This window comes from Granulicella tundricola MP5ACTX9, from assembly GCF_000178975.2.
In the GTDB taxonomy this organism is placed as follows: Bacteria; Acidobacteriota; Terriglobia; order Terriglobales; family Acidobacteriaceae; genus Edaphobacter; species Edaphobacter tundricola.
Genome location: NC_015064.1, coordinates 3,177,426 through 3,198,833 on the forward strand (window position 1 = coordinate 3,177,426; position 21,408 = coordinate 3,198,833).

Genomic DNA, 21,408 nt, shown 5'->3' on the forward strand with positions numbered 1-21,408 from the left:
CTGCATTACATCTCCGACCACTGCCTCAGCAGGTTGTGATAAACCCCCGTCAACTGCACCGCAGAAGCCTTGACTTCATCACCTTCAACCCCCGCAAGCCTCTGGATTGAGCTATCCAGATCGAACAGCAGAGTCCTCTGCGCGTCATGGCGCACCATGCTCTGAATCCAGAAGAAGCTGCTCACCCGGTTGCCGCGCGTGACAGGCTCAACGCGATGCAGACTCGTCGCCGGATACAACACCATGTGACCTGCAGGCAGCTTCACCTTGTGCTCGCCATAAGAGTCTTCAACAACAAGCTCCCCACCGTCATACTCATCCGGCTCCGTCAGAAACAGCGTCGCGGAGAGATCCGTCCTGATCCTCTGGCCCGTAGTCGAAACCTGCCGGATCGCCGTATCCACATGCGTCCCGAACGTTTGGCCGCCCGCGTAGCTATTGAACATCGGAGGAAACACCCGCAACGGCAGTGCGGCAGACATGAAGCGCGGACTCCTTGCCAGTCCTGTCAGCACCATCTCGCCGACGGCGTTCGCCTCAGCCGTCCCTTCCTTCACCTGAGCATTGCGCTTCACTTCACTGGCCTGGTAGCCGGCGGTCACGCGCCCATCCACCCACTCGGCCCCGGCAAGCACACGGCGCGCCTCGTTCACTAACTCCTTGGTCAACACATCTTCAATCGCAAGCAGCATTTCTCTCTCCGAATAAAAAACCGAGCCTCAGCCTACGCTGAAAGCTCGGGCACAAAATTCGTTCTTAGAACTTATAGTTCAAGCCCATCAAAGCATTCGCGCCTTCACCGGGAATCAAGTGGCTCGGATGCGGCAGGTCGATGAAGAACCGGTTCAGCACATTGTTCACGTTCGCCTGCACCTCAAGATGCTCGCTGATGGAACGCTTCAGCATCAGGTTGAAGACCCAGTAACCCGGAACCTGCTTCATTCCGGTCGATAGCACCTGGTAGCAGGTCGTCGTCGTAGCGGTTCCGCAAGGGGCTGATCCAGCCGCGAAGGTCGTAGCGGCACCGAACGTCAACGGCACAAACGGAGTCGTCGAGCTAGCCGTCCTGCTCGCCACATAGTTGCCGCCGACACCCGCGTTGAAGTGGCCCGGCAGGCGATGCGTGATGAACGCATTGAACGTCTGCTTCGGCACGTTCGCCAACTGGTATCCAACCGACGTCGGATAGAACGGTGAGTACAGCACCTTGCTGCTCAGATACGCATAGCCCGCGACGATATCCATCCCCTGCGGCAGGCGGCCGACAGCGCTGACCTGCACACCCTTCACTGCCTGGTTACCCGCCACCACGATGTTGTTGGAGTTGTTCGGGTCCGTCTCACGAGCGTTGTCCTTCTCCGTCCGAAACCATGCGCCTTCCATCATCAGGTGCTCGTTCAGGAAGCTGTACTTCGCTCCGGCCTCATACGTCTCGTTCTGCTCCGGAGCGACGTTCTGCGTAATCGAGGTCAGCGCCAGCGATTCAGCCGATGGATTGAAGCTCGTTCCATAGTCGAAGTACACGCTGCCATGCGAGGTCGGCTTATACACAAACGCCGCACGATACGAAGGCTGCGCATCGACTCGCGAGAACGTTCCAGCCGAGCTCGCCGCCAGCGCCGTTCCGCCCGTAGGCGCCGTAGGCTGGTAGCCGTTGTAACCCGTGTCGAACCGATCCCAGCGCACGCCGCCGCTCAACTCAAACAGCCGTCCCAGGTGAACCGTGTCGACGAAGTAAAGCCCAACGCTCTCCGCCTTCGTATGCACGATCGACGAGATATATCCCGTGCCGCCAAACACCTGCGACGTATTCGGATTGACCAGCGTCGTGGAAGGAACGGTGTTCAAGCCGCTGATCGTGTAGCCGTAGCGGATCGGGTTTGAGATCTCCTGGCCACCCTCAACGCCGCCCACGAACTCATGTTTCAGCCCCAGCACCTTGAAGCGTGCGTTGACCTCCGTCTGATCCCACAGATCGCCTTCAACACTTTTGATCTGGATTTGATTGCGGTTCACCAGGATCGTGCTCGGGTTCACGGCGCCTGGAATGTACGGGCAGTTCGCGCCCGTCACAGAGGACGTGGGCCGTGACGGAACCCAACCACCCACCGGAGCGGGAATGCTCGCATTGGTACAGATCTGCGGCTCGGTAATCTGCGCGTTCCTTGGATAGTTCGCAGCACGCGCAATCGAGTGGACCGTCACATGCGAGTTGAAGTCGTGATCCACCTTCGCCGTGATGATGTCGTCGTTCGTCTTCAGGAAGTTCTGGTCCGCAAAGCCGAAGTAAGCGTAACGGCTGACGCCCGGCGCAAGCTTGTTATAGAACCAAGGCAGACCATAGTCCGGCGTATCGTTCTCATTCAGGTGGATGTAGCTCAGCGTGAATCGGGTCGCCGTGTTCAAGCCGAACGAGATCGAAGGCGCCACACCCAGCCGGTGGATCGCATCGAATGGCCGTCCCGCCACGCCGCTGTCGTTCACCATCAGGTTCAGCCGGAAGGCTGCGCCGTTGGCCACGTCCGGAATCGGCTCATTGATGTCAGCCGTCACACGCCGGGTGAGGTTCGTGCCGAACTGCGCCTGCACGTTGATCAGCGGAGTGACCCCTGGAACCTTGTTCTCCTGGTTGATGACGCCGCCGGTCGCACCGCGTCCAAATGCGATGCCCGCCGGCCCTTCCAGCGCCTCCACCTGCTCATAGTTGAAGGAGTCACGGAAGTAGCTGCCGAAGTCGCGGATACCGTCCATGAAGATATCGTTCCGAGCCGTAAAGCCACGGATCGTCAGATTGTCGCCCTGCGCGCCGGACTCACCGGCCGCCAGGCTGATGCCCGGAACGTTGCGCAGCGCATCCCTCAGCGTAGACACGCCCTCATCCTTCAGCACGAACTGCGGGATCACCGTCACGGACGCAGCCGTATCCAGCAGCGGAGACGTAAACTTCGTCATCGCGACTTCATTTGGCAGCGGCGCGGAGACATCCACCGACTCCGCGTTCTCAATCGAAACCACCGCCGTCCCACCAGCCGTGAAACGCGAGCTCAACCCGGTCCCATTCAGCATCGCCCGCAGCGCAGCCTCATTGGTATAAACACCCGTAACGGCGGAGGTCTGGAAGTCTTCCCCAGCCGTATTTCCCACCTTCACCGCAACCGTTACGCCGGTCGCCTTTTTGTACGCCTCAAGCGCCTCCGGCAACCGTCCCGCCGGAATATCGAAGCTCTTCTGTTGGCTCGCCGCAGTCGTTGCCGAACCATTGTTCGGCACCTGCGCGAAGCTCACCGCGGGCGCACTCACCGCTGTCCATGCCGCAACCATCGCTACTACGGCCATATTGCCAACGCTATTCAATCCAGTCTTTTCAGCCATTTCAGTTTCCTTCAGGCGCACGTTCTCGCTGACCTGGTGCGCGTCTTCTCCAGGCAGCCTCCGAACTCCGACAGATCCGGTCCGATATGTCTAATTTACACGATCTAGGACTGATCCAGTCCACGTTCATTGAATTTTTATGCAGTCTTTTTCATCTTCACTGCTTCCCACCAACAAACTGCCGCGTCCACGCATGGAATCGACATCTCACCCTGTATGCGTCATCACTTTCAGGCCGAGCAATGGCTCCCCTATCCCATCGAGCACGTCTTCGCCTTCTTCTCCAACCCGGAGAATCTTCCGCGCCTCATGCCCGCATGGCAGAAGGCCCGCATCGAGGAGGCCGCCTTCGCACCGCCGCCTCCGCGCCCTGCAGGCCTGCCTATCTTTCCCGGCATCGTAGCCGGAGCGGGCACCCGCATGACCATCAGCTTCCGGCCGATTCCCTTCTCACCCATCCGCGTACCCTGGGATGCGGAGATTACGGAGTTCACCTGGAACGAGCACTTCTGCGACGTGCAGCACCGCGGCCCGTTCAAGTTCTGGCGGCACTGCCATCGCCTCACGCCGGAGCCCCGCGCCAACACCGGACGTGAGGTCCAGGGCACGCTGATACGGGACGAGGTCGAATACGAACTCCCCCTCGGCCCACTCGGCGAGCTAGCCGCAAAGCTCTTCGCCCCCGCGCAGTTCAAGTCCATCTTCGACTTCCGCCACAAGCGCACCGCGGAGCTCATGCCCCTGCTACGGGTGAGAGAAACGCCGCGCGCCCGCTAAACTAGCCGTATGGCAATCGGCCGCATCATGGCACTGGACGTAGGCAAGGCACGCATCGGCATAGCCCTCACAGACCCGCTGGGCTATACCGCCCAGCCGCTCCTGACGCTATGGCGCAAGACTCGCAACGAAGACGCCCGCAGCCTCCTGCGCCTCATCCGCAAGCACGAGGTCACCCACCTCGTCGTCGGCAATCCACTCCATCTCTCCGGCGACCTCAGCCCCTTCGCCGCCAAGGTCCACGAGTTCGCCGAATACCTCCGCGAACGCACCGAGATCCCCATCCAGCTCTGGGACGAGCGTCTCAGCTCCGTCGCCGCCAACGAGATCCTCGACGAAGCCGGCCACGCGCGCGGCAAGGATCGTAAGTTCATCATCGACCAGGTAGCCGCCGTCCTCATCCTGGAAGGCTGGATGCAGGCACAATATAGGCTCCAATAAAAAAGGACCGAGCCGAAGCCCGGTCCTTCCCTGTCATCGCTTGACCTACCAGCGTTTCGCCGGGCATCCCTTGCCGTCCTGCACGGCAGTCAGCACGCGTGCCGCCGAGGTCAGCTCACGGCTGAAGCAGTTCCCCGTGGAGTCCTTCGACACATAGCTCGCCGAGCTGGCCGTCGGGCCGACCGAGTCCACCGCGGACAGGGATGAGTTATAGACCAGCGCATCGCTTGTCTTTACCTCTTCCACCGTGCTGGAGCTCGCCAGCGAGAAGCCATTGATGCCCTTGCTCTCACTCACCTCATGCTGCTGGTCGGAGCTGACCACCTGCGTGTACGTCCCATCCGTGTTCTGCACGAACGAGTAGTCCAGCTTCAGCGGGAACGCCCAGTGCGTGGCCGTCTGCTCCGCCAGGAAGCCCAGCCGCGTCGTGGTCTTCGAATCCACCGTACTCGTCTGGTTGATGTTCTGAATCTCCGGCACACCAGAGGTCGCTACGTTGAACTTCTGGTTGCTGTCGAAGTTCACCGTAGACTCGACCGTCGTCTCCACGCGTCCCAGGCCCGTATTGACGTATCCCTTCACCACAAACGTGCGCTTGGAGGCCACGTCGACGGTTCCCGTCACCGCACCGTTCGCCGTGGTCAGGTTCTCCACTACAGAAGGCACAGGTGCGGAGAACAGCGTGTTCTCAATCACGTCGCCCCCCGTCTCCGCGCGAAGCTTGTCGCGGTAGAGCAGCAGGTTTGCCGTCGCCAGGAAGTAGCTGTTGGCGTTGTAGACGCTGATGCCCACAACGTGCGGCTTGCCGTCGCTCAGCATCCCCGCAAACGGTGTCAAATCCACGCGATAAGGCTTGAAGTTCAACGTCTCCACGCCCGTGATCGGCTCCCATAGATAAGGATCGATGCCGCCCGTAAAGATCCATGGAGACACCGGCGCCACGCCCGCGGCCTTGCCGTCGATCGTCACCTCCGTCTCACGGAACGCAGTCCCGCCGCCAGTCTCCAGCTCACTGGAGACATCGTTCGGCACACCCAGATACCAGAACTCGTCATTGCTCTGGCTCTGCGCCATCACATCCAGGTAAGCCTTGGTCAGGTTGCGCGGCAGAGTCACCGTCGTCTTGAGCTCGCTGCTCGTCGAATCCAGCTCATATGGGCTGTTCGTTCCGCTCACCGGCACCACCATATCCGGCACCTCCGGCGGGAGGTTGCGCAGGTCGGCCGGATAGAACTGCAGCGTCGCATTGCCGTAGATGCCGCCGTTATACGTGCTGTTGAAGATGTTGTAGACGATGGCGTTGCCGGTCTGTGCGGTCTTGAACAATGCCGACAGATCCGTCACATCACGCTCCACATGCCAGGACGGGCTCAGCGCCGTGCGAGGCTCCGCCGTCGTGCCGTAGAAGATATTTGCATTGCCCAGGTACAGGCTCGCCGTACGGTCGAACTGACGCCCCGCCGTCACGGTAAAGTCCAGGCTCAGCACCACCTTCGCCCAAGGTCCTTTGCAGCCTGCTGGAGGCGTATACGACACCGGATGCGCGGAGTAGTCGTTGAACGCCTCATTGCTGTAAAGCGAGACGGTGCAAGGCTTGGTCGTAGGCCGAGTCACCGGCGGCTCAGCCGTTGCCGGGTTGGAGGAGCCCACCACAGGCGTTGTTGGAACCGTAACCACCTGCGCCCCTGCGATGCCCTGAGCGCAAAACGCGCCTGCAATCACTGTTTGAAAGATAGCTGCACGAAAACGAACAGAAGTGCTCATCAAAGGGCCTCACAAAAATAGAAAGATGTACGAACGTGAATGCGCTCAAGGTAACACATTTGGGTCAGCCATAGCCTCTGAACACCCATTAGGCGGCTGCCCGCTTTTCAGAGAAGATAGGGGGATGCACAAAACCCGCTCCATCAAGGCCGTGAATGCGTCTCGCTGACGTTCGGATTGAACTCCTCGCCGGCCTCACCTCCGCCCTTTCCCTCGTTCCGGAGGTCGTCGGCTTCGCTCTCGTAGCGCATGTCAACCCACTGACAGGCCTCTACGCCGCCTTCATCATCTGCCTCATCGCGGCAATCTTCGGCGGCCGTCCCGGCATGATCTCCGGTGCCGCCGGCTCCATGGCCGTCGTCTCCGCCGGACTGGTCCTCCAGCATGGCGTCGAGTACCTCTTCGCCACCATCATCCTCACCGGCATCCTCCAACTGCTCTTCGCCTGGTTCCGCCTCGGCAAGCTCATCCGGATGGTGCCTCACCCGGTCATGATCGGCTTCGTCAACGGTCTCGCCATCGTCATCGCATCTGCCCAGCTGCAGCACTTCCACACCCGCACCCAGACCGGCTCCGAAGGCTGGATGGCCACCCCCGCCCTCCTCATCATGCTCGGCCTGGTAGCCGTGACGATCCTGGTCACCGTCCTCCTGCCCCGCCTCACCAAGGCGTTCCCATCCGCTCTCGCCGGCATCCTCGCCGCCACTGCCTGCGCCTTCGCCTTCGGCATCCACACCCGCACGGTGGGCGATCTCGCCTCCATCAAAGGCACCCTCCCCACCTTCCATCTCCCCGCCGTCCCATACGATCTCCACACCCTGCGCATCATCCTGCCCTACGCCCTCATCCTCGCCACCATCGGCCTCGTCGAGACCCTTCTCACCCTCAACCTCATCGACGAACTCACCGGCACCAACAGCCAGCCCAATCGCGAGTCCATGGCCCAGGGCCTCGGCAACCTCATCGGCGCCCTCTTCGGCGGCATGGGCGGCTGCGCCATGATCGGCCAGAGCATGATCAACCTCAACGCAGGCGGCCGACGCCGGCTCTCCGGCATCTGCGCCGGCACCTTCCTGCTCGCCTTTATCCTCTTCGGTTCGCGCCTCATCGAGCGCATTCCCCTCGCCGCGCTCGTCGGCGTCATGTTCGTCGTCTCAGCCGAAACCTTCAGTTGGAAGAGCCTCAAAGGCTTCGCCCGCATCCCCCGCCACGACACCATGGTCATGCTCGTCGTAACGGCTGTGACCGTGCTCGCCAACCTCGCAGTCGCCGTTGTCGCAGGCATCGTCATCGCAGCCCTGGTCTTCGCCTGGGACCACGCACAGGAGCTTGAAGTCACCATCACGGAAGAGCCCGGCAGCAAGACCTACCGTCTGAAGGGCAGCCTCTTCTTCGCCTCCGCAGCCCAGTTCACAAGCTTCTTCCAACCCAAGTTCGACCCCGCAGAGGTCTTCCTCGAATTCCACGAAGCCCGCATCATGGACTCCTCCGCACTGGAAGCAGTCGAGGCCCTCGCCACGCGTTACCGCGAACAGGGCAAACGCCTCCACCTCCACGGCCTCAGCGAAAGCTGCGACAAGCTCCTACGCCGCAAGGACGGAGCCGGCCTGCTCCTGTCACTAGCTGACTCCTAGTTCTAGTTTTCTGTCATCTCCGCCGCCGCGTCCTTGATAGCCTGCTCCGGCACCCCATGAGCCAGCAACCTCTGACTGAACTCCTCCACGGCACTCTCCTTCACCCGCAGTGCCTCCCTCTCGGCCAGATGCTTCCGCAGCCCATTCGAGATATAAGCCCGAATCAGCGCCTGGTATCCGCCAAATCCAAGCGTAGGCGCAACCTCCTTGAGATCTTCGATCACATGATCCGGCAAACGCAGTGAGATCAGGGTCATCGGTTTATCAGCCTGCATATTGCGCTTGATGCGTTCAGTCATTTTCATAGCGTCTCCTTTCCGCCCGTTCCGCAAGACGCGCGGAGATAAGGCGGAGCACATCACCTTCCCGAACTACATGAACGACGTACAGCAATCTGTACTCGCTTGTAAGACCGATACACGCCTGCCGCGCCTCTTCGTCAGGACTGGCATCCTCATACCGAGCCAGTTGATCCAGAAAGACCTCCCGAGCCTGCTCGAAGCGAACGCCATGCCATGCCAGATTGCGAGCAGCCTTATCGCTATCCCAGACAAAGCGCTGCCCATCGAGCATCGAATGCATAGCCATATATCTATTGTATATACAACAGATATAAGCTTACAGCGACTAAGAGAAGTTTTCCGTCGGCGGCCTGCTGGTCTCGGTCGTGTAGGATGAAGCGGCTATGCAGGAGAGATTCACTTGCCAATACGCAGTGCAATTTGGAAGGTCGGAGCAAAACCAGAACCGTTGACTGAATCGCTTCTTGCCAGAGAACAAATACTTGAAGATATGATTGTCGCCGCTCCGCAAATACTCTCAGATGAGTGGATGTTGATCGGAAGACAGGAGGACACGGGATTCGGCGGAAGGATAGACTTATTGGCTATCTCGCCAGATGGCTCCCTGGTACTCATTGAACTCAAACGTGACCGGACCCCTCGCGAGGTGGTTGCACAGGCTCTTGATTACGCAAGTTGGCTCAGCAACCTTCGTGCAGATGAAATTGCTGAAATCTATGATCGTTTTGCGCCAAACAGGAGTTTGGAAGCAGACTTCAAAGCACGTTTTGCCCTGAACTTAGACGAGGACATGCTGAATCAAAGCCACGAGATTGTCATCGTGGCCGCTTCATTAGATCAAAGCAGCGAACGGATAGTGAACTATCTAAACGAGCGAAATATATCGATTAACATTCTCTGCTTTCAGATCTTCTCTCATAGCGGCGAACAATTACTCAGTAGGTCGTGGTTACTTGATCCAGTTCGTTCACAGGTCAGCAGTGCTGCCACAACATATAGCGAATCGGAACCATGGAACGGCGAATTTTATTGCTCCTTTGGCGAAGGAGAATCGCGTTCATGGGAAGACGCGACTCAATATGGATTTCTGTGCGCTGGCGGAGGCGTTTGGTATAGCAGAACGCTTGGTCTAGTAAAGCCGGGAGACAGAATTTGGGTAAAAGTTCCCAATATGGGATTCGTCGGCGTGGGAAGGGTTACGGGACAAGCTTCCCCAGCCGCCGCTTTTACTGTGAAGGATTCTAACGGCATTGTGGTACCTATCCTCGATGTCGCAAAGAAAGGTATGTACCACCGTGAGTTTGCCGATGATCTGGAGAAGTGCGAATACTTTATCCCAGTGGATTGGCTGCAGACCTTACCAGTCCGAGAAGCCGTCTGGGAGATTGGTCTATTCGGCAACCAAAATACGGTATGCAAACCCACTACACCAAGTGGCGGTTCACAGTAGATCGCCTAAAACAGAAGTTTACAAAATTCAATGTAGGCGCAGCTTCTAATTAGGTGGCTGACATTCGTTGGGTGGATCACCCGAAACGTATCAGAGCTACGGTGGCTGTGGGCGCCCTACTGCACAGCCAGCCGCTCCCCCACAATCTTTCCCACAAAACCCGCCGCCTTGCTCATAGCACCCTCAGCGGTCAGCCCATACTTCTTCCGCAGATCATCCTGCTTGCCATGCTCGATGAACTGATCCGGCCAGCCCACCCGCACCACCGGCACGGCGAGCTCCTGCTCGTTCACCCGCTCCAGCAGCGCAGACCCAAACCCACCGTCCAGCACATGATCCTCCAGCGTGATCAGCAGCCCGCAACGCCGTCCGTAGAGCGCAACGCACTCCGCATCCACCGGCTTGGCAAAGCGCGGATTCACCAGCGCCACAGACAATCCCTGAGCCTCAAGCAGACCCACCAAGCGGCGTCCTTCGCCCATCATCGCGCCCAGCGCAAACACCGCCACATCGGACCCGTCCTGCAGCACCTCAGCCTTGCCAATCTCAAGCGCCACAGGCTGATCCTTCACCACCGAAGCAGGTCCCGTTCCACGCGGATACCGAATCGCACTCGGCCCGTCATGCAGCATCGCCGTGTACATCATGTCGGCGAGCTCGTCCTCATCCATCGGGTCCATGTGGATCAGCCCCGGAACCCCGCGCAGGTAGCTGATGTCGAACAGCCCATGATGCGTCGGCCCGTCGTCCCCGCTCAACCCGCCGCGATCCATGCAGAACACGACCGGCAGATTCTGCAACGCAACATCATGCACAATCTGGTCGAACGACCGTTGCAGAAACGTCGAGTAGATCGCACAGAAAGGCCGATACCCCTTCGTCGCCATTCCAGCAGCAAACAACACGGCATGCTCCTCAGCGATCCCAACATCGAAGTACCGCTTCGGATGATGCGGCCGGAACAGATCGAGCGCGGTCCCATTTGGCATGGCGGCAGTAATTGCCACCACCTTGTCGTTCCCGTTCGCGAGCTTCGTCAGCGTCTCCGCAAAGATCTCCGAGTATGTCTTCTGCCCCGGCACCTTCGTCTCGCCCGTCTCTGGGTCGTACGGTCCCAGACCATGAAACTTCTTCTGCCCTTCGATCGCCGGCTGAAACCCACGGCCCTTCTGCGTAATGGCGTGCAGCACCACGGGCTTGTTCTGCTGCTTCAAAAACTGGAAGGTCTCAATCAACAACTGCAGGTTATGCCCGTCGATCGGCCCAAAGTAGCTGATCCCGAACTCCTCGAAGATCATGCCGCGGCCCACCAGCCCCTTCGCCGCCTCCTCAGCACGCTTCGCCACATGCAGCGCAGCCTTGCCGCCGAACCGCTCCACCAGCCCCGCCGCCTTGTCATGCAGGGTCACATAAGTGGAGTTCGTCGCAATCTTGTGGAAGTACTCCGCAATGGCCCCGACGTTCTTGTCGATCGACCACTCGTTATCGTTCAGGATGATGATCATCCGCTTCGTCTGCGCGGCAATGTTGTTCAACGCCTCAAAGCTGATGCCGTTCGTGAACGCCGCATCCCCGGCCAGCGCGACGATATGCTCACTGCCACCGGACATATCCCGAGCCACCGCCATCCCCAGCGCAGCGCTCAACGCCGTACCCGCATGGCCTGCGCCGTAGCTGTCATGCTCGCTCTCCGTCCGGAGCATGAAGCCGTTCAACCCCTCCGGCTGCCGGATCGTATGGAAGGTCTTCTCGCGCCCCGTCAGCAGCTTATGGACATAAGCCTGGTGGCTCACGTCGAAGACAAAGCTGTCCGTCGGCGTGTCGAAGACGTAGTGCATTGCAATCGTCAGCTCCACCACACCCAGGTTGGGCCCAATGTGCCCGCCCGTCTTCGCCACACTCTGAATCAACCGCTCGCGAATCTCCGCCGCAAGCATCGTCAGCTCCGCCACGGAGAGCTTCTTCACATCCGCCGGCGAGTTGATCGTCTCAAGAATTCTGCTCATCAGTCTTCGCTACCCATTCCCGGAAGCGTCTCATCCGCGGCCATCACCATCCGCCCACGGTTATCGACGCCCAAACGACAAGTATACGACTCTCCATAACTCGGACCCAGCGCTGCTGGAAAAGACGTGCAACTGGTCACGCACGACTACAAAACGATCCAAACCTGGAACATCTGCCGCCCTCGCCCAGCCCTCGCAATTTGCGACTTCAATTTGTGGTGCGCTTGTGGTGATTTGTGGTCCCGTTCTTACGCCCTTATTCCAGCATTCCTTCATGCACAACGCTCGAAACCGGCTCCGTCCGGAACGCTCCCTCCCACCGCGCAATCACCGCGCTGGCCAGACAATTCCCTACGACATTCAGCATCGTCCGCCCCATATCCATCAACGCATCGATGCCTAGAATTACAAAGATAGGCTCGGTCGGCAACCTAAACGTAGCCGCCGTCGCCAGCAGCACCACCAGCACCGCACGCGGCACTCCAGCCACCCCCTTGCTCGTCAAAACCAGCGTTCCCATCATCACAAGCTGCTGACCCCACCCCATGTGGATACCCGCCGCCTGCGCCACAAAGATACTGGCCATCGCCAGGTACAACGTGGAGCCGTCCAAATTGAAGCTGTAGCCCGCAGGTATAACAAAAGAAACGATCCTACGGGGTACACCGAAGGCTTCCATCGATTCCATGGCCCGCGGCAGCGCCGCCTCGCTCGTAGCCGTAGCGAACGCAATCGTAGCCGCCTCCGTCACCGCCTTCACGAATCCGAGGATCGGCACCCGAGCCAGCAGAGCCACCGGCAACAGCACGAACAACACAAACGCGATCAACGCTAAATAAAACGTCATCAACAACTTACCCAGGTTGACGAGAACCCCCAGCCCCATGTGCCCGACGGTGAATGCCATCGCCGCCCCCACCCCGATGGGCGCAAAGTACATGACGACGTTGGTGAATTTGAACATCACCTCACTCAAACTCTCGCAAAGCCGCATCACCGGCCCGCGCTTTTCTTCGCTCAAACCAGCCAGCGCAATGGCGAAAAACACGGCAAACACAGCCACTTGCAGGATCTGACCGTCTGCAACCGACTTCGCAATATTCTCTGGAAACACGTGCAGCAGAAAGTCATCCCAGTGGGTCGGCGCAACCTTCGCCAACGTCTCCGTCGCGCCAGCGGCCACAGGGATTGAAAGTCCAACACCCGCCTTCGAGATATTGATCGCCAACAGCCCGATCACCAGCGCGATCGTCGTAAGTACCTCAAAGTAAAAGAGCGACTTGATCCCCATCCGTCCCACGGACTTCAGATCCCCATGCCCCGCGATCCCCACAACCAACGTCGCAAAGATCAGCGGAGCCACAATCGTCTTGATCAGCCGCAGAAAGATGTCGGAGAAGACGCGCAGATTCACGGCAAACGCAGGCGCATCGAACCCCAGCTCCGCACCGGCCACCATCGCCACAAAGATCCACGGCGTCAGGGTCCGCCGCCGCGCGGCAAACACCGCCAAAATCCCAATCGCCACCCACCGCAGCGCAATCGCCGCCACCGCATGACCTTGCTGCGCGTGCAGAATCACACAGCCAAGCAGAAAAAAGAGCGCGGCTGCGCCAAGAAGAATTCGTTCCGTCTGGGGTTTTGACATTGGGAGGAAGAATAGCAGGTCACCCCCGCTCAAGCCGCCTGCATCGGCCTCTCAGCGGCTTCGTCCTTTGCCTCTTCATCGGCAACGCTTCTCACCTGCTCCCGCGCCCTTCTGCACCAGGCAAGTACACCGAGCAACGCAATACAAAGCCCACCGGCATAAAACTCGCTCCGAATCAGAGAGAAGCTGCCGACCATGCTGTTCTGGATGTCTGTCGCAAGGGGCTGAAAGTTCAGCGCCACGATCAGCAACGCAAATCCTGCGACACACCATCGCGACCACGCCGCAGTCAGCCGTTGGTTCTCTTCCACGATGACCATGAGCGGCACCATCAGCAGAACGAAGTAGTGCGTCCAGGCAATCGGCGCAAAGATCGTGGCGGCCATCAGCGCGATCATCGCGCCCAAAGGAGCAGCACTCAGACCGCGCGCCGCATTCCGCCGGTCAATCACGCCGCCGAGGACGGTAAAGCCGACCATCAGAGCCGTCGAACCGATCCGCACGCTGTCAGGCAGCCCCAGAATCCTGAAGCCGTAGATCTCTCGAACGTTATAACCGCCTTCCATGAACCAGGCCACAAAGGACTGGTTATTCATGGAGAGCAACAGAACTCGTGACACCCGATGCAGGCAGGCAAGGTAGGTCGCAAAGACCTGCGGCCCTGTAGTGAGCAGCGTGATCACGACCAGCACCGCCGACCAGGCCACCATGCTCGCCGCTGCCCTGAACCGTCTCGTCAGCAGCCAATAGATCAGCAGCATCCCCGGCGTTACCTTGACCGCAGTCGCGCACGCCAGCAGCAATCCAGCCGCCACGGGACGCTCGCGCTCAGCGAGGATGAGCGCCGCAATCGTCATCACCAGAAGCAGCATATGCGTCTGCATCAAGGCCATCGCATAGCCGAACGGTTCAGAGAACCAGAGACACGTCACCACCAGCGCCATCGCATAGGAATTGAACATGGAAGGAGCCCAGAACCGCGCCGTCAGCCAGAGGCACCCCACAAAACTCAACATCGTCAGAACCGTGAAGATCTCTTGAAAGGTCTGAAACTCCGTGCCGGTGCAAAGCGGCTGCAGCACCCACGCCCATAGCGGCGTCTGCACATAAGGATGAAGAAACGCGGTGAACTCCCCGGAGTCTGCCGCATCCTGCCACGGTTTATCGGGCCCGATCGCCGCGAAGTCCTTGGGGTCATGCGCGTACAGGTGAGAGACCTGCCCCGCCGCAACCAGCCTGCAGCCCACATAGGAGGAGCCCAGGTCATCCCCGTCGTAGTCGCGATATTCCGCAAAGGAGAGCACGGCAAACAGCATCAGGATGACGGCGATCATCCATGGTCCAGCGGGCTGGTCCTTCAGGGAACGCAGAAAGATGCGCAAAGAGAGAAGACCTCGAATGTCGTTCTGGAGCTGTTCGTTAGAGTGACGCGAGCGCGAATGGGTCGCCCGGATGATGAAACAGGAACTATTCGCCGCTGAAAATCGTAAGATGAACGAACAGCGAATTTAGTTCCAGGCAGTTTTCAGGAGATGTCTCTTTGCGCAAAGTTCTGTCCGTGCTCGCCGCCTCGTTTGCCGTAGCGCCCTTCGCGATTGCCGCCCCGCCGCCCGCCAATCCACATCTCCTGCAGCGGCCCGCACTGACCCAGACCCAGATCGTCTTCAACTACGCCGGAGACCTGTGGACGGTTGACCGCAAGGGCGGCAAAGCCACGCGCCTCACCGCTGGCGTCGGCATCGAGACCGCACCCGTCGTCTCGCCGGACGGCAGTACCATCGCCTTCTCAGGCGAGTACGACGGCAACACCGACGTCTTCACCATTCCCATCGCAGGCGGCATCCCTAAACGCGTCACCTATCACCCCTCCATCGACGTCCCCGTAGCCTGGACACCGGACGGCAAGCAGATCATCTTCCGCTCCGACCGTCAGGCCACCAGCCGCTTTGCCCAGCTCTTTGAGGTCGCGCCCACCGGCGGCGTAGCCAAGCTGCTGCCACTGCCCCTCGCCTACCAGGGCCAGATCTCAGCCGACGGCAAGATGATCGCCTACTCCCCGCTCGCGCCGGCCTTCGGCTTCAACTACACCAGCTACGTCTCGTGGGGCAACTACCGCGGCGGCCGCGCGGGTACGGTCAACATCACCAGCCTGCCTGACCTGACCACCACCGCCATCCCGCATGAGAAGGCGTCGGACTTCTCGCCCGTCTGGTTCGGCAACAAGGTCTACTTCCTCTCAGACCGCAAGGGCTCCGTCAGCCTCTTCTCTTACGACCCCGCCACCAAGGCCGTCACGGAAGCCCTCCACAACACCGGATCAGACATGCACTCCCTCTCCGCCGGCCCCGGCGGCCTGGTCTACGACCAGCTCGGCGAGATCTATCTCTTCGATCCCGCCTCCGGCAAGTCCCACATGATCGAGATCGACGTCACCGGCGACCTCCCCGAGGTTCGCGAGCGCATCGAGAACGTCAGCGCCGAGATCGAACACGCCGGCATCTCGCCCACCGGCATCCGAGCCGTCTTTGAAGCGCACGGCGAGATCCTTACCGTCCCCGTCAAGCACGGTCCTACCCGCGACCTCACGAACACCCCCGGCGCGATGGAGCGCTGGCCCGCCTGGGCACCCGATGGCCAGTCCATCGCTTATTTCTCCGACGAAAGCGGCCTCTATGCCCTTCACGTCGCCAGCCAGAACGACGACGGCCCCGTCAAGAAGTTCCCCCTGGCCGCTGAAGCCGCCTACTACTTCCAGCCCAAGTGGTCACCCGATTCCAAGAAGATCGCCTTCTACGACAATCGCCTCAACCTCTGGATGCTCGACATCGTCACCGGCAAGCTCTCGCACGTAGGAGAGAACAACTTCTTCTCCGGCATCGACCGCGACTACGCCTGGTCGCCCGACTCCAGGTGGCTCGCCTACTCGCGCACCGAAGACAACCACCTGAGCTGCCTCTATCTCTACTCCACCGAGACCGGCACGAGCACGGTCTTCACGGACAAGATGGCCGACTCCGGCAACCCCGCCTTCGACCGCAACGGCAAGTATCTCTACTTCACCGCCAGCACAAACCAGGGCGGCACAGCCTTCGGCCTGGACATGACCAGCGATCTTCTCCGCACCACGCGCAACCTCTACGCGCTGGTGCTCGCCGCGGATGCCCCCAGCCCCGTTGCACCTGAGAGCGATGACGAGAAGACCCTCGCCGAAGCCAAGGAACACAACAAGGACATGGGCGACGAGCCCACCACGACTCCTGCAAAACCAGCAGGTCAGAAGCCCGACGAAGCCGCCGAGGCCAAAGCTTCCATGCCCGCAGTCCCCACCACCAAGCCGACCAAGATCGATCTCGCAGGCATCGAGACCCGCGTCGTCGCCCTGCCGCTCCCGTCCCGCCGCTACACCGATCTCGACAGCGGCAAGGCCGGCGGCTTCTTCTTCGTCGAGCACAGCGAAGGCGGTGGCCCCGGCACCCTGAAGCGTTTTTCGCTTGAATCCCGCAAGGCCGAGACCATCTCCGACCGCGTCGAGTCCTACTCCCTCTCCGCCAACGGAGAGAAGGTTCTGCTGGAGCAGCCTCACGGCGGCGACGGTGGCACCCCGAACTACTCCATCGTCCCCGCAACCCCCGCCCCCGCAGGCGGTAAGCCCGGTGGAGACAGCGGCGTCCTCAACCTGGCCGACATGCAGATCCGCACAGACCCCGCCGCCGAGTGGCGTCAGATGTACCACGAGGTCTGGCGCGTCGAGCGTGCCTACTTCTACGACCCCCACTTCCACGGCGTGGACACCGTCGCCGATGAGAAGAAGTTTGAGCCCTACGTCCGCTCCATCGCCTCGCGCACAGACCTCAACTACATCTTCCAGGAGATGCTCGGACCCTTCTCCGTCGGCCACCTGCGCGGTAACGGCGGCGCGATCCCGGAGGCCAAGCGCGTCCCCGGCGGTCTGCTCGGCGCGGACTACACCATCGTCAACAACCAGTACTGCATCGCCAAACTCTACGACGGCGGCCACTGGAACCCCAATATGACCGGCCCGCTCACCCAGCCCGGCCTCAACGTCCATGTCGGCGACTGCATCACCGCCATCGGCGGCAAACCGCTCACCGCAGCCGAGGACATCCAGCGCCCGCTCGAAGGCACCGCCGGCCACGCCGTCACGCTGCGCCTCGCCACCGGCAGCGCTCCCGCACGCGATATCACCATCATCCCCATCCGCAGCGAAGCTTCCCTCCGCAATGTCGACTGGATCGAGAGCAACCAGAAGAAGGTCGATCAACTCTCCGGCGGCAAGCTCGCCTACGTCTACCTGCCCGATACCGGAGAAGGCGGCTTCACCAACTTCAACCGCTACTACTTCGCCCAGGACAACAAACAGGGCGCCATCATCGACGAGCGCTTCAACGCCGGCGGCCAGGTCGCCGACTACATCATCGAAGCCATGAAGCGCCCGCTGCTCAGCTTCTGGCAGCCGCGTTACGGAGCGATCGACCGCACCCCCACCGCCGCCATCCTGGGGGCCAAGGTCATGATCACCAACGAGTTCTCCGGCTCCGGTGGCGACGCCATGCCGTACCTCTTCCGCCAGCAGAAGATCGGTCCGCTCGTCGGCAAGCGCACCTGGGGCGGCCTCGTCGGCATCGGCGGCATTCCGGTCCTGATGGATGGCGGCAACGTCACCTCGCCCAGTTTCGGCCAGTTTTCCCCATCCGGCGTCTGGGATGTGGAAAACAAGGGCGTAGAGCCGGACTTCCCCGTCGACCAGGACCCCAAGGCCGTCAGCGAAGGCCATGACCCGCAACTGGAAAAAGCTGTAGCCCTGGCTCTTGAAGGGTTGGAGAAGAGTCCCGTTCCGGCACCCAAGCGTCCTCCGTTCCCGGACTACCATAATCGTTAACCCCGGAATGGGCCGGAATGCTACGATCTACCATGTTCCGGACCAGTCTTAGGGCCTTGTTTGTCATCGTTGCGGTCGGGGAGGGCATGGCCCAGCAGCTCCCCGGCACTATTCCAGGCCAGACTGTGCCATCCGGCAATTCAGGCTACCGCATCATCAGTCCGCTCACGCTGCCTGTCCTCACCCCCGGAGTGGTGGAGTTGATGGAGCTGGAAGGACGCTTCCAGGAAGCGGTCGCCGCAGGCGGGGGCAAGGTCTTTTCAGAGTGGTTTGCAGACGATGCCGTCGTTCTCAATAACGGCAAACCCGCCATCCTGGGTCGCGGCGCCATCACGGCCCAGGCCCAGTGGGACCCCAAAAGCTACCAGCTCACCTGGAACCCCCAAGGCGCGCAGATGGGCCCGTCCAACGACATGGGCTTCACCTGGGGGCACTACGACGGCAAATCAATCAACCCGGACGGACATCCAACCGTGACTTCAGGACGTTATTTTACGGTGTGGAGAAAATCCAAGGATGGCGTCTGGAAGGTCATCCTGGACGCCAGTGCGAACGAGCCACCTGGAGCCGGAGATTGCTGCTCGCTCCCCAAACCCTGAGCGATCCGTGCGCCTGCAGGATCGAAGCTCTTGATTGCATCATCCCCCGTAAGTATTACAGCCAATCTCGCCCGCCCTCCTTACCATGGCAACTAAGCGATGAAAACTCTCTCCAGAGACGAAGCGCTACGGCTTGAAGCCCTCGAGGAATACGAGGTCATCGGAACCGCGCCTGATTCTGGAATCGACGACCTTACGCAGCTCGCCGCGCAGATCTGCGGCACCTCCATGGCGGGCATCTCGCTCGTGGGGGCAGATGCCGTTTACTTTCAATCCCGTTTCGGACCGGGTCCACCACGACTGCCGCGCGGAAGCGTCCCCTGCGAGACCGCGATCCTGGGCGATTCGGTCTATGAGATCCCGGACGCGCGTTACCATCGCGACTACCGTCCGGACGGCATCATGGTCGCCGGCCGAGTCACCCGTTTCTACGCCGGTGCGCCCCTCGCCGGGGGTGCGGGCATCAACATCGGCTGTCTCTTCGTGCAGGACTCCGCACCGCGCACCCTATCGGAGACCCAGAAAAGCGCGCTCCAGGTGCTTGCCCGCCAGGTCACCACACGCTTTGAACTCAATGCCCGCGTCCGTCACATGGACCGCGCCGGTCGATCGCGGCTGCGCGTCGAAAGCGCCCTCAGCGTCGAACGCAACTTCGTCTCCGCCATGCTCGATACTGTAGGTGCGCTGGTCCTCGTGCGCGATACCGCCGGCCGCATCGTGCGCTTCAACCGCACCTGCGAAGCCGTTTCCGGTTACGATCTGCAATCCATGGTCGGCCGTTACGTCTGGGAGAAACTCATCCCGGAAAACGAGGTCGCGGAATCCGTCTCGACCTTTGAGCGCATCGTCAACGGCTCGTCCCCTACCAGCTTTGAAAACCACTGGCTCCGCCGGGATGGCAGCCTCCGCCGCATCGCCTGGTCCGCCACCGCGCTCGTCGATCCCCAGGGGCAGACCAACTTCATCATCTCCACCGGCATTGACGTCACCGAGCAGCGCGAGGCGGAAGACACCCTACGCGAAAGCGAAGCACGCTACCGCCAGCTGATCGAAGGCTCGCTGGGCATGGTCTGCACGCACGACCTGGAAGGCAAGCTGCTCTCCGTCAACCTGCACGGTGCTCAAAGCGTCGGGTATGAGGTCGAGGAGCTGATCGGCCGCAACCTCGCTCTGCTACTCGCACCGTCACGCAGACCACATTTCCAGGACTATCTCCGCCAGGTCCAGCAGACCGGCGAAGCCCAGGGCCGCCTTTACCTCACGCATCGCAACGGAAGCGAACGCATCATCGCCTACCGCAACAAGCTCATCGAGATCGCGGGGCGCGAGCCTTACGTCCTCGGCTTCGGCGTCGATATCTCCGAGCAGGTTCAGGCGGAAGGCAAGCTGCGCAACCTCATCGACCAGTCCAACTCCATCCTGGAATCGGTCGGCGACGGCATCTACGGACTCGATCTTGAAGGCCGGGTCACCGTCGTCAATCCCGCAGCCGCGCAGATGCTCGGCTACAAGCCCCATGAGCTTCTGGGCCGCAACATGCATGAGGTCATCCACCACACCCGCGCCGACGGCTCCGCGCACGACTTCCATGACTGCGCCGTCATGCGTGCCATCGATGCGCTTGACACCATGCGCGTCTCGGACGAGGTCTTCTGGCGCAAGGACGGCACCTGCTTCCCGGTCGAGTACGTCGCTCGTCCGCAGATCGAGGCCTCCGAAGACGGCATCCGCCCCGGCCGCGCCGTCGGTGTCGTCGTCGCCTTCGCCGATACCACGGAGCGCCGCCAGCTCGACCGCATGAAGGACGAGTTCATCTCAACCGTCTCTCATGAACTGCGCACGCCGCTCACCTCCCTGCGCGCAGCCCTGGGCCTCGTCACCGGTGGTGCTTTAGCCACGCGTCCGGACAAGATGAAGCAGATGCTTCAGATCGCCATCGCCAACACCGATCGACTCGTCCGCCTCGTCAACGACATCCTGGATATCGAGCGCATCGGCAGCGGGAGTTCTGAACTGCGTCCCGTCATGTCCGCCGCAGAAGACCTGCTGGAACGCGCCACCAAGATCCACCAGGGCGCCACCTTCAAGCACAACGTGCGCTTCCGCGTGGAAAGCAACGATGTCCGCGTCTGGGCAGATCCCGACCGCATCCTGCAGGCGCTCTCTAACCTCATCTCCAACGCCATCAAGTTTTCGCCGCCCGAAGGCGAGATCACCCTCACCGCCCGCTACCTCGACGAACAGGAAGCCCAGTTCGACATCAGCGACCAGGGTCCGGGCATCCCGCAGGATCGGCTTGAAAATATCTTCGAGCGCTTCCAGCAGGTCGACGCCTCAGACACCCGCGCCATGGGCGGCACCGGCCTCGGGCTCGCCATCTGCCGCAGCATCATCGCCCAGCACGGCGGCCGCATCTGGGCCTCCAGCCCCCCGGGCAAGGGCGCAACCTTCCACTTCACCTTGCCCACCAAGGCCGTCGCCCATCTCCGCTAAAACTGGGTGCCCCACGTCTCGA

The 21,408-nt window shown here is 60.8% G+C and carries 15 protein-coding genes; 7 read left to right on the forward strand and 8 right to left on the reverse strand.

The genetic code is table 11. From position 1 onward, the window contains the following. Positions 1-5: 5 nt before the first annotated feature. Together ACIX9_RS13605 and ACIX9_RS13610 are read right to left on the reverse strand one after the other, a co-directional pair. Positions 6-692, reverse strand: a complete 687-nt coding sequence (locus ACIX9_RS13605) for a Fe2+-dependent dioxygenase (protein ID WP_013581066.1) — start codon at positions 690-692, stop codon at positions 6-8. 64 nt (positions 693-756) lie between these two features. Next, the gene (locus tag ACIX9_RS13610) at positions 757-3,372 is read right to left on the reverse strand and encodes a TonB-dependent siderophore receptor (protein ID WP_013581067.1); all 2,616 of its coding nucleotides are present in this window, start codon (positions 3,370-3,372) and stop codon (positions 757-759) included. Positions 3,373-3,588: 216 nt separating this feature from the next. On the opposite strand from ACIX9_RS13610, the gene ACIX9_RS13615 reads away from it, so the two are divergent. Together ACIX9_RS13615 and ruvX are read left to right on the forward strand one after the other, a co-directional pair. Beyond that, entirely contained in the window at positions 3,589-4,149 is a 561-nt protein-coding gene (locus tag ACIX9_RS13615; RefSeq protein WP_013581068.1) for an SRPBCC family protein, read from the forward strand. Between the two features lie 9 nt (positions 4,150-4,158). After that, positions 4,159-4,590, forward strand: coding sequence for a Holliday junction resolvase RuvX (gene ruvX / locus ACIX9_RS13620; protein WP_013581069.1), 432 nt, complete (start codon positions 4,159-4,161; stop codon positions 4,588-4,590). Between the two features lie 45 nt (positions 4,591-4,635). Here the strand turns inward: ruvX and ACIX9_RS13625 are convergent, their stop codons facing one another. Then, a complete protein-coding gene (locus ACIX9_RS13625; RefSeq protein WP_013581070.1) occupies positions 4,636-6,354 on the reverse strand; it encodes a peptide-N4-asparagine amidase in 1,719 nt (572 codons plus the stop codon). Positions 6,355-6,509: 155 nt separating this feature from the next. On the opposite strand from ACIX9_RS13625, the gene ACIX9_RS13630 reads away from it, so the two are divergent. Further along, entirely contained in the window at positions 6,510-7,988 is a 1,479-nt protein-coding gene (locus ACIX9_RS13630) for a SulP family inorganic anion transporter (protein ID WP_013581071.1), read from the forward strand. Between the two features lie 2 nt (positions 7,989-7,990). Here the strand turns inward: ACIX9_RS13630 and ACIX9_RS13635 are convergent, their stop codons facing one another. After that, positions 7,991-8,293: a hypothetical protein gene (locus ACIX9_RS13635; RefSeq protein WP_013581072.1), complete on the reverse strand. Its 303-nt coding sequence runs from the start codon at positions 8,291-8,293 to the stop codon at positions 7,991-7,993. Continuing rightward, positions 8,280-8,576 (reverse strand): BrnT family toxin, encoded by a 297-nt coding sequence (locus ACIX9_RS13640; protein ID WP_041597116.1) that lies wholly within the window; start codon positions 8,574-8,576, stop codon positions 8,280-8,282. Before ACIX9_RS13640 ends, ACIX9_RS13635 begins: the two co-directional genes overlap by 14 nt. 114 nt (positions 8,577-8,690) lie before the next feature. On the opposite strand from ACIX9_RS13640, the gene ACIX9_RS13645 reads away from it, so the two are divergent. Further along, positions 8,691-9,740: an endonuclease NucS domain-containing protein gene (locus ACIX9_RS13645; protein WP_013581074.1), complete on the forward strand. Its 1,050-nt coding sequence runs from the start codon at positions 8,691-8,693 to the stop codon at positions 9,738-9,740. Positions 9,741-9,856: 116 nt separating this feature from the next. Here ACIX9_RS13645 and dxs read toward each other — a convergent pair whose 3' ends face one another. The 3 genes from dxs to ACIX9_RS13660 form a co-directional block, all read right to left on the reverse strand. Then, positions 9,857-11,746, reverse strand: coding sequence for a 1-deoxy-D-xylulose-5-phosphate synthase (gene dxs / locus ACIX9_RS13650; protein WP_013581075.1), 1,890 nt, complete (start codon positions 11,744-11,746; stop codon positions 9,857-9,859). 256 nt (positions 11,747-12,002) lie between these two features. After that, positions 12,003-13,394 (reverse strand): dicarboxylate/amino acid:cation symporter, encoded by a 1,392-nt coding sequence (locus ACIX9_RS13655; protein ID WP_013581076.1) that lies wholly within the window; start codon positions 13,392-13,394, stop codon positions 12,003-12,005. A 29-nt stretch (positions 13,395-13,423) separates the two neighbouring features. Next, the gene (locus ACIX9_RS13660) at positions 13,424-14,776 is read right to left on the reverse strand and encodes a glycosyltransferase family 87 protein (protein WP_013581077.1); all 1,353 of its coding nucleotides are present in this window, start codon (positions 14,774-14,776) and stop codon (positions 13,424-13,426) included. A gap of 158 nt (positions 14,777-14,934) precedes the next feature. Between ACIX9_RS13660 and ACIX9_RS13665 the strand changes: the two genes are divergently transcribed. From ACIX9_RS13665 to ACIX9_RS13675, 3 genes are all read left to right on the forward strand, one after another. Continuing rightward, positions 14,935-18,294, forward strand: a complete 3,360-nt coding sequence (locus ACIX9_RS13665; RefSeq protein WP_013581078.1) for a S41 family peptidase — start codon at positions 14,935-14,937, stop codon at positions 18,292-18,294. Between the two features lie 86 nt (positions 18,295-18,380). Beyond that, positions 18,381-18,893, forward strand: a complete 513-nt coding sequence (locus tag ACIX9_RS13670; RefSeq protein ID WP_232298718.1) for a YybH family protein — start codon at positions 18,381-18,383, stop codon at positions 18,891-18,893. A 99-nt stretch (positions 18,894-18,992) separates the two neighbouring features. Then, positions 18,993-21,386, forward strand: a complete 2,394-nt coding sequence (locus ACIX9_RS13675) for a PAS domain S-box protein (protein ID WP_013581080.1) — start codon at positions 18,993-18,995, stop codon at positions 21,384-21,386. Positions 21,387-21,408 lie beyond the last annotated feature (22 nt).